Source organism: Streptomyces sp. XH2 (assembly GCF_049725035.1).
Classification (GTDB): Bacteria; Actinomycetota; Actinomycetes; order Streptomycetales; family Streptomycetaceae; genus Streptomyces; species Streptomyces roseoverticillatus.
This window is the reverse complement of sequence record NZ_JBMMMZ010000006.1, coordinates 45,790-58,267: the sequence shown is the minus strand read 5'-3', so window position 1 is coordinate 58,267 and position 12,478 is coordinate 45,790. Positions and strand designations below refer to the sequence as shown.

Genomic DNA, 12,478 nt, shown 5'->3' with positions numbered 1-12,478 from the left:
ATGGCGCGCGGTGTGCTCGTCACGGTGTGGTCCGTGGTGCTGCGCACCGGCGCGGACGTCCCCCGGGACACGGCCGGCAAGCGGCGGCTGCGCGCCGAGGCCCGGGCGTGGGTCCGCGGCCGGCTCGCCGAGCGGCTCCAGGCCCCTCCCGCGCGGGTGCAGTGGGAGCGGAGCCGGGCCGGGAAGCCGCGGCTCGCCCACGATCCCGGCCTGTACGTGAGCTACAGCCACTCGGGCGGCGCGGTGGTGCTGGCCGTGTGCGCGGGCGGCCCGGTGGGCGTCGACGTGGAGCGCGTCGTCCCCCGGCCGCATCTGCGGGACCTCGCCGAGGAGTGCCTGGCTCCCTCGGAGTCCGCCTCCTGGCGCGGCACGGCGCCGGGGCGGGAGGCGGACGAGTTCGCCCGGCTGTGGACCCGCAAGGAGGCCGTGCTCAAGGCCTGGGGGCGCGGTTTTCCGGGCTCGCTCGCCGAGGTCGTGACCGGTCCGGGCGCGCGGCCGGGCGAGCCGGCGGTCCTGGCGCTGCCCGCCGCGCTGGGCCCGGTGGGGCTGTGGACGGTGCGCGATCTGGGGGCGCCGGACGGCTACCGGGCGGCGGTGGCCTGCAGGGCGCCCGCCGCCCGCGTGGACGTCAGGCCGGGGGCCGCGGGAGGGGCATGAGCGTGCGGACGAGGTCGTCCGTGCACGCGTACGCGCCCCGGAAGCAGGCTTCGACGGACGCGCCCCGTACGTAGTCGCCGGTCAGGGCCAGGCCCCGCAGGCCCTTCGCGAGTCCGGCGACGGCCGTGAGCGTCGTTGTGTGGAAGGCCGAGTAGGCGCACAGGCCGTGCTCCCAGCGGGCGGAGACGGCGGCGGTGCGGCGGGGGACGGAGAGGTCGACGTGGGCGCCGAGCTCCTTCTCGGCGAGGTCGGTCAGGTCGTCCTCGCCGTGGGACAGGGCGCGGGCAGCCCGGCCGCTGAAGGTGTACCGGACGAGGTGCCGGTCCCCCACCCCGTACGCGCCCGCGTTGCTCAGGGGGCTGCCCGGCGGGAAGGTCAGGGCGCGGACGCGCTCGTCGAAGACCGGCCGGTCGTACGCGGCGACGACGACGGTGACGGGGAAGTACCGTACGCGGCCCAGGAGGCGGGCGAGCCGCGGGTGGTGCGGGTGCAGCAGCGCCGCGGACGCGGGGGCGGGCAGCGCGAGGACGACGGCGTCGGCCGCGAGTTCCGAGGTCTCGCCGCCGGTGGTGGCGCGGACGCCGGTGACGCGGCCGTCCTCGACGGCGAGTGCCGTGACGCGGGTGCGGGTGCGGGTCTCGACGGTGCCGGCGAAGCGGCCGAGGATGCCGTCGAAGCCGCCGGTGAGCTGGTCGAAGCTGTCGAGGAGCATGCCGAGGTTGGTGCCGAAGGTGCCCAGGTGGGTCTCGTCGGGCTCGGCGCCGTTCATGCGGACGACGGCGGGGCGCAGCAGCCTCTCCCGCAGGACGGGGCCGAAGTACGCCGAGAGGGCGGGGTCGCCGGTGCGGGCGGCCAGGCGGTCGAACTCGGGGCCGGCGAGGAAGGCGTTGGCGCGGTCGCTGCGGACGTAGCGGGCGAGGCGCAGGATCCTGGCCAGGTCGCGGAGGGGGACGCCGGACAGCAGCCCGGCCAGGCTCGCGGCCCGGCTGGTGCTGTCGACGGTGCGGACACGGCCGTCCTCGATGCGGGAGGAGTTGATGCCGAAGTGCTCCCAGTCGGCGTCGCGGGCGCCCATGGCGGCGGCGAACGCGCGGAAGGAGGTGTACTTGCGGCCGATGTTCTTGCCGCCGAGGGTCACGGTGCGGGAGCCGAGCGGGGCCGCTGCGGAGCGGCCGCCGAGGGCGGGCTGTTCGTCGAGCAGGAGGGGGCGGGCGCCGGCGCGGTGCAGGTTCCAGGCGGCGGCGATGCCCGACCAGCCGCCGCCCACGACGATCACGCGGGGGGAGCCGGGCTCTGCGGGCGGCTCAACGGGCATCGGGGTCGCTCCTTCCGGACGGTGCGGCGGTGGCCTTCAGCACCCACTGGGCGAGGTGTGCGCACAGTGCCGCGTTGTGGCGGACCCAGCGGAAGTGGTCGATGTGCTTTCCGCCGGCGGCGTCCGTCGTGTACTGCCAGCGGTCGAGTGCGGCGCGCGGCGCCTTGGACAGCAGGTGTTCGCGCGAGCCGGGCGGGGCGAGGGTGTCGTTGTCCACGCCGATGGCGAGCAGCGGCAGCCCGAGCCGGCCGAGTGCCTGTTCGTAGTCGGTGGTGCTGCCGGTGATGCGGTAGCGGCCGGTGCGGCCCTGCCGGGCCCAGTCGCGCATGACGCCGGTGGCCTGTGTGCCGCCGAAGCCGAGCCGCTCCCCGGGCCAGTAGCCGAGGACGGTGGCCAGGGCGGCGAACAGCTGGCCGGCGGCGAGGTTGCGCAGCCCGCGCAGGGCGCCGAAGCCGCGGTACCAGACGGAGCCGGCGGCGATCAGGACGACCGCGTCGACGGGCTCGCGCCCGGCTGCCGCGTACAGCAGGGCCAGCTGCCCGCCGAGGCTGTGGCCCACGAGGACGAGGGGGCGGCCGGGGAGCGCGGAGCGGACGGCCGCGACGAGGGCCGGCAGGTCCTCCTCGGCCAGCTCGCGGTAGCCGAACCGTACGCCCCGGGCCACCGCCGGGGTCGCCTCGCCCTGCCCGCGCAGGTCGGCCGTGACCACCGTGAGGCCCTCCTTGTGCAGGGCGCGGGCGAACGGCAGGTAGAAGCGGGCGGCGGCGCCCATGGCGGGCAGGACCACGGCCACCGGCCGGCCCGGTTCCGGGCGCCGCAGGACGCGGGCGACCAGGGTGATGCCGTCCGCGGGCTCGACGCGGGCGAGGACCGGCGGTGGCTCGGGGGGCTGCTTCATGGGCACTACTTCATCAGCCTCGGGTACTCGGCGTCGTGTTCCTTGATGTAGACGGTCTCGGGCGTCACCTCGAAGCGGTCCTCGTTGTCGAAGTCCGCGCGGGCCTCGGTGAGGTGGTTCATCAGCACCTCGCCCTTGGTGTTCAGGGTGTGGCGCAGGTAGTCGGTCTGGAGGTTGCCGTGCCAGATGACGCCGAGCTTGTTGACGGTGTACCGGTCGTCGTGCTCGTCGATGACGCCGGCCGCCAGGTGCCCGTCGATGACGTTCTGCACGCGGGCGAAGGCGGCTTCGCCGACCCGTTCGGCGTGGCTGTGGAGCAGTGCCTTGTCGAGGGACTTGTAGCGGGGGAACATCACCATGACCCGGTCGAGGACACCGTCGTGGCCGATGGACTGGAGCGTCTCGGTGGAGGCGCCCTGTTCGTCGACGTTGGCCTGCCACTGGTCGACCTTCTCGGGGTTGATCGACACCATGTCGCGGAGGTTGCCGCGGGCGGCGCAGCCGACGCCGATGATGTCCTGCCGGGCGCAGTGCGCGGTCTGGTACTGGGAGCGTTCGGGGCGCTTGGACCAGGTCTCGGCGATGGTGTTGTGGTAGCCGGCCGCGCTGAGCGTGTCGTAGAGGTGCTCGCGCATGGCGAGGAGCTGCCAGGGGCTGCCGGGCTGTTCGACCCTGCCGTCCATGATGAGCTTGTGCAGGGGGCGGTAGGGCAGGTAGATGGTGGTGAACAGGTCGATCTCGGCGGGGTCGTAGGCGTCGAGGAGCTCGGCGAGCTCGCTTTGGAACCCCTCCAGGGTCTGGCCGGGCAGGTCGTACATCATGTCGACGCAGGTGTCGGCCTCGTAGCCGAGGTCGCGCATGCGGTTGAAGACGGCGTCGACGTCGTCGCGGGTGTCCAGGCGGCCGATCTTGCGGTGGATCTTGGCGTCGAGGGTCTCGATGCCGAAGGTGATGCGGTCCCAGCCGTGGTCCTTGAGGACGTCGAGGAGCCCGGGCCGGCGCAGGGTGCGGGGCTCGCCGGTGAAGGACTTCTCGATGGTGTCGAAGTTGGGGACGACCTTGCGGAGGTGGGCGCTCAGCCGCTCGACGGCGGGGACCGGGAGGGTGGAGGGGCTGCCGCCGCCTATGTAGATCGCGGTGAACTCGCGCGCCTGCACGTACGGCTGGCGCATGTACCAGTCGATCTCCTTGATGAGGTAGTCGGTGTAGCGCTCCAGCCGCTCGGAGTCCTGCTTGGGGTAGTGGTAGCGGTTGAAGTTGCAGTAGTGGCAGAACGACTTGCAGTAGGGCACGTGGATGTACATCATGATCCGGTCGTTCAGGTTGCCGCCCGGGTCGCTCAGGCTGCGGATGTTCTCGACGACCTTCTCGCGGGGGACCTGGTGCCAGTCCATCGTGGCGAAGTTCGGCATGATGTAGTGCGAGACGGTCATGACGCCGTCGAAGGGGACGGGCCGCGAGGGGCTGTCTCCCAGGTAGTACGGCTCCGGGTGCGCGGTCACCGGTGACATGGTTCCTCCTGCTCGTGGAGTGCGTGCTCGGGGTGTGCTCGGGGTGCCGCCCGCCAGCGGATGACGCCCGCTCCCCAGACGAAGCCGGCGCCGAACGCCGCCATCACGATCCGGTCGCCGGGGCGCAGGCGGCCGCGGTTGCGGGCCTGCCGCAGGGCGAAGGGGATGGACGCCGACGAGGTGTTGCCCACGGTCTCGATGCTGATCTCGGTGCGGGACGGCGGGACGCCGAGCTCCGCGGCGACGGCCCGCAGGATCCGTGCGTTCGCCTGGTGGCCGATGAAGAGCCCGGCGTCGGCGAGGGAGAGGCCGCAGCCGGTCAGCACGGCGCGGGTCTGCTCGACCATGGTGGCGACGGCGAACTCGTAGACCTCGCGGCCGCTCATGCGCAGCAGGCGGTCGGTCAGGTCGGCGTACAGCAGGTCCTCGTGGCGGCCGTCCGAGCCGAGGCGGAAGCTGGGCCGCTCGCCGGAGCCCGGCCCGGCGGGGGTGACCACGACGGCGCCTGCGGCGTCGCCGAAGAGGACGGCGGTGGAGCGGTCGGTGGTGTCGGTGATGCGGGAGAGCGCCTCGGCCGCGCACACCAGGACGCAGCGGGCCCGGCCGGACTCGATCTGCGCGCAGGCGTGGTCAAGGGCGTAGAGGAATCCGGCGCAGGCGGCGTTGAGGTCCATCGCGGGCGGGTTGGGGGCGCCGAGCCGGGTGGCGAGCTCGGGGGCGATGCCCGGGGTGATGCGGTCGGGGGTGACGGTGGAGACCACGACGTGGTCGACCGCGCGGGCGTCGAGGCCGGCGTCGGCGAGCGCCTCCCGGCAGGCCTGTTCGGCGAGGCCCGCGAGCGATTCGCCCGGGCCCAGCCAGTGGCGGGTGTGGATGCCGGTGCGTTTGACGATCCACTCGTGCGAGGTGCCGAGGGGGGTGAAGTGGTCGTTGCCGAGGACGGTGGCGGGAAGGGCCGCGCCGACGCCGGCGATCGTGGCGGTGGTCATCGTGCGCCCCCGGGAGGCGCGGTGGGCGTGGGCACGCACGCCTCGCGGCCGATGCGGTCCGCCTGTGGCACGTCCTCGACCGTGATCTCCAGCTCGGCCACGGGTTCTCCGCGCTGTTCCACGGTGACGGCGACCGTTCCCGTGCCGGTGGTCCCGGTGGGGCGGGCCCGGCAGCGGACGGGGGCGGACTGCTCGGCGAAGGCCAGGAAGCGTGCTTGGCAGGCGGTCGCGAGGAGGGCGCCGGCCGGTACGGCGCGGGTGCGCGCGCAGGCGGCCAGGGCGGTCTGCCGGGCCGCCTCCATCAGCAGCATGCCGGGCAGGTGGTCGAGTGCGTGGTCGTAGAAGACGGGGTCCTGCGGGTCGGCCACGATGTCGGCGACGGTTTCGGTCTCTTGGGGGATGTCGTCGGCTTCGGGCCTGCAGCTGCCTTCGGACCGTGCGGTGCGCAGGCCGCCGATGACGACGTTGCGGGGGTCGGTGCGACCCACGGCGGAGGGGTCGCAGCGCGGCGGCACTTGCCCGGCGGCCGGGGCCCGCGGACCGGTGCTGCCGGCGCGCAGGTCCTCGTAGGACTCCCCCTCCAGGAACAGCAGGGTTCCGGTGAAGCGGGCCGCGTCGCGGTCGCCGATGCGGCAGGTCGCGGCGCCGCGCAGGCTGCGCACCGCGCCGTCGCGGCGGCGGCGCAGCCGTTCGATGTCCAGCTCCACCCGGAGGTCGGCGGGGGCGGGGCCGGTGCGCACCGCGTCCAGGGCGGTGAAGGCGATGCCGAGGTCGCCGATCACGAAGCGGCGGTCGAGGGGAACGTGCAGCAGTTCGTGGACGATGGCCTCGACGGTCTGGCGTGCGGCCTCCCCCACGAGGAGGAGGTCGTGGTACGGGGCGCCGGTGTCGTTGTAGTGGCGGTGCAGCCGGGGCAGCTGGGCCGTGCCGAGCAGGCGCCCGCCGCTCTCCGCGACGGCCGTGGTCAGGACCTGTTCGACGGCGCGCTTGTGGACGAGGCGGCGGTGGACGGTGCGGTCGGCGGTCAGCGCCGCACGGGCGTCCTGCGGGGAGCCGGGGGCCGGCGTGCCGGCGTAGGCGGTGCCCGCGTCGCCGCCGTTGACGGCGCCGGCGGCCGTGCCGGCCGTTTCCGTACCGGGGTTCACCGTGCCCCGCCTTCCCCGGGCACGCCACCGGCGGCCGCGCTCGCGGGGGCGGGCAGCCCCATCCCGGCGGCACGCATTCCGCCGTCGGCGTGGAGCACTTCACCGGTGATGCCGCGGGCCAGCCCGGAGAGCAGGAAGAGCACCGGGCCCGGCACCACCTCGGCCGCGGCCGTGGCGCTGTCCCAGCCCAGGGGCGCGTTGCGGGCCCAGTGGGCGTCGAGCGCGTCGAAGGTGGCGACGCCGCGCCCGGAGACGGTGTCGGCGGGCCCGGTCGCCACGAGGTTGACGCGGGTTCCCTGCGCGCCGAGGTAGAGGGCGAGGTAGCGGCACACGGACTCCAGGGCGGCCTTGGCCACGCCCATCCAGTCGTAGCCGGGCCAGGCGCGGGAGCCGTCGAAGTCGAGGCCGACGACGCTGCCGCCGCCGGCTCCGCGCCGCAGGAGCGGGGCGAGTGCGGTGACCAGGGCGTGGAGGGAGGCGGCGCTGGTGCGGAAGGCCAGTCCGGCGCTCTCGGGCGGGGTGGTGAGGAAGGCGCCGCCGAGCGCGCCGGGCGGGGCGGCGGCGATGGCGTGGACGGCCCCGTCGAGCGCGGGCCAGCGCTCCTCCACCGCTGTGGCGAGGGCGGTGAAGTCGCCGGGCCGGGTCGCGTCGAGTTCCAGGACCTCGGCCGGCCCGGGCAGGTCGGCCGCGGCGAGTTCGGTGATCCGGCGGCTGCGGCCGTGGCCCGTCAGCAGCACCTCGGCGCCCGCCAGTTGGAGCTCCCTGGCGATGTGCCAGGCGATCGAGTCGCTGGTGAGGACGCCGGTGACCACGTAGCGCCGGCCGGGGAGCCGTATCACGCGGCCCTCCTGCCGGGGGCCGCCCGCAGGACGAGGACGGCGTTGTGGCCGCCGAAGCCGAAGGAGGTGGAGATCGCGGTGAGCGGGCCGCGCCCGTTCGCGGTGAGGGGGCGGGCGGTGGTGACGTGGTCGAGCGCGCCGAGCTCCGGGTCGGGGGCGCGCAGGCCGACGGTCGGCGGTGCGGTCCGGTGGTGCAGGGCCATGACGGTGGCGACCGCCTCCACGGCTCCGGCCGCGCCCAGCAGGTGCCCGACGGACGACTTGGTGGAGGAGAGCGGGATGCCGGCGAGGGCGTCGCCGAGGCCGCGCCGGAGCGCGGCCGCCTCCGCCCGGTCGTTGAGGACGGTCCCGGTGCCGTGGGCGTTGATGTAGTGCAGGTCCGCGGGGGTGATGCCGGCGTCGGGGGGGGGGCCGCCGCGCGCCCCCGGCGGGCCCGGGCGGCGCCCCCCCCGGCCGGGTCGGGTGCCGTGAGGTGGTGGGCGTCGGTGCTGGCCGCGTAGCCGGCGAGTTCGGCGAGGACCGGCGCACCGCGCTCGCGGGCCGCCTCGGCGTCCTCCAGGACGAGGACGCCGGCGCCTTCGCCCAGCCGGAAGCCGTCGCGGTCGCGGTCGAAGGGCACGGAGGCACCGGTCGGCGAGAGGGCGCCGGCGTTGAGGAACGCGGCGCGGACGATGGGCGACGTGGCGGCCTCGGCGCCGCCCACCACGGCCGCGTCCGCCTCGCCGGACCGGATCAGGCGCAGTCCCGCGCCGATGGCCTGGGCGCCGGCGGAGCAGGCGGAGATCACGCAGTGGCTCTCGCCGCGCAGGCCGTGGCGCAGGGCGATCTGAGCGGCCGCGGCGTTGGCCATCATCATCGGGACCATGAGCGGGGAGACGGCCTCGGGGCCGTCGGCGGCCAGGACGGTCGCTTGCGCCTCGAAGGTCGCCAGGCCGCCGACTCCCGAGCCGACGAGGCAGGCCACGCGCCCGGGATCGTACGGGAGTCGGCCGTCCCAGCCGGCCCCGGTCAGCGCTTCCTCGGCGGCGACCAGGGCGAACTGGCAGAACCGGTCGGTCCGGCGCGCCTCGCGCCGGGAGAGGGCGGGCGCCGGGTCGAAGTCCGTGCAGCGGCCCTCGCCGCCGGTGAACGCGCTCTCGCCGGCCACGGCGCGCCGGTGGAGCAGGCCGGTGCCGGTGCCGAGGGAGGTGACCGCGCCCGCACCGGTGACGGCCACAGCACGGGCGGCCATCAGATCCCCGCGGTGCGGCAGATGACGTCGAGGGCTTCTCCGACGGTCTTGACGCCGTCCATGTCCTTGGGGCGCACCTGTATGCCGAAACGCCGTTTCACGGCCTGGCCGAGTTCCACGAGGTCGAGGGAGTCGATCTCCAGATCCTCGAAAGTGGCGTCCGGTGTGATGAGGTCCGGTTCCGCGCCGAAATCGGCCAGTGACTCGGTGACGAATGCCGTCAGGGAAGCGCGGTCGGGCACAGTGGTCATGCGGAACTCTCCGATTCGCTGTCGCACGGGCCGTTAAGGCCGGTCGGTCAAAGGAAAAGGGCGGGGAAATGCGGTGGCGGGAAGGGGAATGGAACGGAACGGAACGGCGGAATCAGCCGTGGGGCGGTTGCGGGACGAACGCCGCCGCGGAGAGCCCGCCGTCGGCCGTCAGGGTGGTGCCGGTGACGTATCCGGCCTCGGGTGAGGCCAGGAAGCGGACGCAGGCCGCGATTTCGGCGGGGCGGGCGGCCCTCCGCAGGGGGATCGCGGTGCGCGCGGAGCGTCTGAGGTACTCGACGTCGCGGACGAGCCCGGTGTCGACGAGGCCGGGTGCGACGGCGTTGACGGTGATGCCGCGCCGTGCGGTCTCGATCGCTACGGACCGGGTGAGCCCTTCGAGCCCGGCCTTGGCGGCGGCGTAGTTGGCCACGCCGGGCAGGGACTGCCGGCCGAGCACGGAGCCGATGTTGACGATGCGCCCGAAGCGCGCCCTCGTCATGCCGGGCAGGGCCCGGCGCGTGGTGCGGTAGACGGCGCCGAGGTTGGTGTCCAGCACCGGCTGCCAGTCTGCCTCCTCCATGGCCGCGAAGACCTGGTCGGCGCGGATGCCCGCGTTGTTGACGAGGACGAGGACCGGGCCGTGGCGGGCCTCGGCCGCCGTGAAGAGCGCTTCCACGGCGCCGGGGTCGGTGACGTCGGCGCGGACGGCGAGGGCGGTGCCGCCCGCCCGCTCGATCGCCGCCGCGACCTCCCCGGCCGCCGCCTCGTCCTGCCGGTAGCAGAGGGTGACCGGCCAGCCGTCGGCGGCCAGGGCGCGGGCGATCGCGGCGCCGATGCCGCGGGAGGCCCCCGTCACCAGGGCCGAACCGGCGGGGCGGGAAGCGGGGTGGTGCTCGGTCGGTGTTTCCGGACAGGACTGAGCGTTGCGCGACATGCATTTCCCCCGTAGCGGGCAGCGCTGTTCAGCAAGGACCTCGCGGTCGCTGCTGTCTGGACCTTAGAACGGTGATCTTGGAAAGTCACTAGTCGTTCTTGACTGGTTGTCGGTTACAGGTGTCGTGTCTAACCTCGCCTCCATGAAGGAGAATTCGGCCGCCGGGCCGGCGGATTCGACATGTACCGGACGAGTGGAATCGCCCTGCGTGCAAGTGCAAACGCAGGACGGCATCGCCCTGCTGACCCTGAACCGCCCCGCGACGGGTAATTCCATGAATGCCGAGCTGCTCACGGACCTGCGTTCCGCATTGCGCGAGTTGGCGGCGCAAACCGCGTTGCGCGGGGTGCTGATCACCGGAGCCGGCAAGGCGTTCTCGCTCGGCGGGGACGTCCGCGCGTACCACCGGGCCCTGTCGAGCGCCTCCTTCGACGCCGCCGCCTACGGCGATCGTCTGACGTCGCTGCTCTCGGAGGTCGTGCTCACCGTACGGTCCATCGGCTGCCCCGTGCTGGCCGCCGTGAACGGCCAGGCGGCGGGGGCCGGTTTCTCGCTCGCCCTTGCCTGCGACCTCCGGCTGGCCTCGCGGCGCGCGTCGTTCCACTTCGCGTACGGGGCGATCGGCGCGTCCACCGATGCGGGCATGGCGTGGTTCCTGCCCCGGGTGGTCGGCTATCCGCGCGCCCTGGAGCTCCTGCTGGAGCAGCCGGTGCTACGGGCCGCCCAGGCGCAGCGCGAGGGCCTGGTGAGTGCGGTGGTGGAGCCGGAGGAGCTGGTCGGGGCGGGCCTGGCGCGCCTGCGGGGACTGGCGGACGCCGCGCCGCACGCGGTCCGCAGCGCCAAACGGCTGCTCGACCGGAGCCTGTCGACGGATCTGGCCGGGCATCTGGAGCTGGAGCGCCGGGACTTCGCGGAAGGCGTCGCCTCGCAGGACATGCGGCACGGGATCACGGCTCTGCTCGACGGAGAGTGGCCGCGCTTCCAGGGGCGCTGACCTCCTCCTCCGCGGCGGCGGGAGCGGGGCCGGCCCGGCCGGTGCCGGCCGCGAGGAAGAGGGTGAGGAGGATCGCCGGCACCGTGCTCGCGGCGGCGAGGAGCCAGCCCCGCTGCAGGGCGTGGCGCAGGGCGTCCGGTGCGGGCGTGCCGACCGCCGCGACCAGCAGCGCGACCCCGAGCACGGCGCCGGTCTGGCGGGCCGCGGAGTTGGCGGCGGTGCCCACGGCGAACCGGGCCGGAGGGACGTCGGCGAGCGCCGCCGCGCCGAGGCCGGGCAGGCTCGCCCCGGCCCCGATCCCGGTGAGCGCGCTGACGGGCAGCCACGCGCCGGCGAAGTCGGGGTGCGGCCCGATCCACGTCCCGTACAGGCAGGTGCCGGCCGCGAACACCAGCATCCCGGCGACGCACACCGTCCGGGCCCCGAAGCGGCGGGCCAGCCGTTCGGCGGGCAGGGCCACCAGGGACGCGGCGATCGGGGCGGGCGTGACGGCGAGGCCCGCCCGCAGCGTGGAGTAGTCCCACACCGCCGTCAGGTAGAGGACGTTGCACAGCAGCGTCGCGAAGAACGCGATCGCGAAGAGCAGGGACGCCGCGTTGGCCACGGAGAAGGACCGCAGCCGCAGCAGGGCCGGGTCGACGACCGGGGCGGCGTGGCGCGTGGAGCGCAGGGCCACCGCGAGCAGCGCCGCGGCGGCGAGGGCCAGGAAGCCGAGCACGGCCCATGATCCCCAGCCCCAGTCCTGGCCCTTGACCGCGGCGAGGGCCAGGGACCCGACGGCGACGCCGAGGAGGCCGGCCCCGGGCAGGTCGGGCAGGGGCAGGCCGCGGGGCTCGCGGCTCTCGGTCAGCACCCGCCACCCGGCCGCGGCCGTCACGACGCCCAGCGGCAGGTTGACCAGGAACACCAGTTCCCAGCCGCGGAGGGCGACCAGCACCCCGCCCACGGACGGGCCGATGCCCGCGGCGACCGCCGAGGCCGCCCCGTACGCGGCGACGGCGGCGGCCCGGCGGGCGGCGGGGAAGACCTCCAGGAGCAGCGCCAGCGACGTCGGGACGAGCAGGGCGCCGCCCGTCGCCTGCAGGACCCGCGCCGCCACGAGCAGCGGCACGTTCCCGGCGAGGGCGCACAGCCCCGAGGCCGCGGTGAAGACGCCGAGGCCGAGGAGGAAGGAGCGCTTGCGGCCCCAGCGGTCGGCGAGCCGGCCGAAGGGGACGAGGAAGGCGGCGAAGGCGATGTTGTAGCCGTTGAGGACCCAGGAGAGGTCGCCCAGGGAGTTGCGCGGGAAGGAGGTCGCCATGTCGGGGACCGCGATGTTGACGATCGTCGCGTCGAGGAACGCCATGAACGCCCCGACCAGGGTGACGGCGGTGACGGACCTGCGGCGTGACGGCGGCCGGCTGCTCACGGGGACCTCACCAACAAGACGTCGGGCACAGGCCGGGGAGTCGGACCCTTGGCGGAGCCCGGACACTGTATGCCGCGGCGGCCGGGCCGGACAAGGACACGCGCGCCGCCCGCGGATCGCCGGGCCACGGGGCCGCTACCGAGGGTGACGGCGGGCGCTTCCCGTTCGCGCCGCGGAAGAGGGCGGGGTAGACATGGGATATGGCCCGAATCCGGGACCGCTCCTCGGGGCCCTCGGGCCGCTGGTTCACCGGTCGGCGCCGAGACAGCAGGCGTGAGCCGGGACAGTCGCAGCACGGCTCACGGG

Annotated in this window: 12 protein-coding genes and 1 pseudogene; 2 read left to right on the top strand and 11 right to left on the bottom strand. The window is 74.8% G+C overall.

Features of this window, described 5'->3' with window-relative positions; all coding sequences use genetic code 11:
- Window positions 1-657: a 4'-phosphopantetheinyl transferase family protein gene (locus tag ACOTKD_RS13550; RefSeq protein WP_424889166.1), complete on the top strand. Its 657-nt coding sequence runs from the start codon at window positions 1-3 to the stop codon at window positions 655-657.
- Here the strand turns inward: ACOTKD_RS13550 and ACOTKD_RS13545 are convergent.
- The 10 genes and pseudogenes from ACOTKD_RS13545 to fabG all read right to left on the bottom strand — a co-directional run bounded on the left by ACOTKD_RS13545 (window position 629) and on the right by fabG (window position 9,770).
- Complete coding sequence (locus tag ACOTKD_RS13545; protein WP_424889165.1) at window positions 629-1,972, bottom strand: FAD-dependent oxidoreductase; 1,344 nt, start codon at window positions 1,970-1,972, stop codon at window positions 629-631. The two genes, ACOTKD_RS13550 and ACOTKD_RS13545, sit on opposite strands and share 29 nt — an antisense overlap.
- Complete coding sequence (locus tag ACOTKD_RS13540) at window positions 1,962-2,870, bottom strand: alpha/beta fold hydrolase (protein ID WP_424889164.1); 909 nt, start codon at window positions 2,868-2,870, stop codon at window positions 1,962-1,964. The genes ACOTKD_RS13545 and ACOTKD_RS13540 overlap by 11 nt, the downstream gene beginning before the upstream one ends.
- 5 nt (window positions 2,871-2,875) lie before the next feature.
- Complete coding sequence (locus ACOTKD_RS13535; RefSeq protein WP_424889163.1) at window positions 2,876-4,381, bottom strand: coproporphyrinogen-III oxidase family protein; 1,506 nt, start codon at window positions 4,379-4,381, stop codon at window positions 2,876-2,878.
- Entirely contained in the window at window positions 4,369-5,370 is a 1,002-nt protein-coding gene (locus ACOTKD_RS13530; RefSeq protein ID WP_424889162.1) for a beta-ketoacyl-ACP synthase III, read from the bottom strand. The genes ACOTKD_RS13535 and ACOTKD_RS13530 overlap by 13 nt, the downstream gene beginning before the upstream one ends.
- Window positions 5,367-6,515, bottom strand: a complete 1,149-nt coding sequence (locus ACOTKD_RS13525) for an AfsA-related hotdog domain-containing protein (RefSeq protein WP_424889161.1) — start codon at window positions 6,513-6,515, stop codon at window positions 5,367-5,369. Before ACOTKD_RS13525 ends, ACOTKD_RS13530 begins: the two co-directional genes overlap by 4 nt.
- The gene (locus ACOTKD_RS13520) at window positions 6,512-7,354 is read right to left on the bottom strand and encodes an SDR family oxidoreductase (protein WP_424889160.1); all 843 of its coding nucleotides are present in this window, start codon (window positions 7,352-7,354) and stop codon (window positions 6,512-6,514) included. Before ACOTKD_RS13520 ends, ACOTKD_RS13525 begins: the two co-directional genes overlap by 4 nt.
- A complete protein-coding gene (locus ACOTKD_RS13515) occupies window positions 7,351-7,722 on the bottom strand; it encodes a hypothetical protein (protein WP_424889467.1) in 372 nt (123 codons plus the stop codon). The genes ACOTKD_RS13520 and ACOTKD_RS13515 overlap by 4 nt, the downstream gene beginning before the upstream one ends.
- 233 nt (window positions 7,723-7,955) lie before the next feature.
- A pseudogene (locus ACOTKD_RS13510) lies at window positions 7,956-8,585 on the bottom strand (beta-ketoacyl synthase N-terminal-like domain-containing protein); the annotation flags it as partial.
- Window positions 8,585-8,836, bottom strand: coding sequence for an acyl carrier protein (locus tag ACOTKD_RS13505; RefSeq protein ID WP_359104621.1), 252 nt, complete (start codon window positions 8,834-8,836; stop codon window positions 8,585-8,587). The pseudogene ACOTKD_RS13510 and the gene ACOTKD_RS13505, both read right to left, overlap by 1 nt.
- 112 nt (window positions 8,837-8,948) lie before the next feature.
- Window positions 8,949-9,770 carry a 3-oxoacyl-ACP reductase FabG gene (gene fabG / locus ACOTKD_RS13500; protein ID WP_424889159.1) on the bottom strand — a complete coding sequence of 274 codons (822 nt, stop codon included), beginning with the start codon at window positions 9,768-9,770 and terminating at the stop codon, window positions 8,949-8,951.
- 208 nt (window positions 9,771-9,978) lie between these two features.
- Between fabG and ACOTKD_RS13495 the strand changes: the two genes are divergently transcribed.
- A complete protein-coding gene (locus ACOTKD_RS13495; protein WP_424889158.1) occupies window positions 9,979-10,764 on the top strand; it encodes an enoyl-CoA hydratase/isomerase family protein in 786 nt (261 codons plus the stop codon).
- Here the strand turns inward: ACOTKD_RS13495 and ACOTKD_RS13490 are convergent.
- On the bottom strand, window positions 10,718-12,172 hold the full coding sequence (locus ACOTKD_RS13490; protein WP_424889157.1) for an MFS transporter: 1,455 nt from the start codon (window positions 12,170-12,172) through the stop codon (window positions 10,718-10,720). The two genes, ACOTKD_RS13495 and ACOTKD_RS13490, sit on opposite strands and share 47 nt — an antisense overlap.
- Window positions 12,173-12,478: the final 306 nt, after the last annotated feature.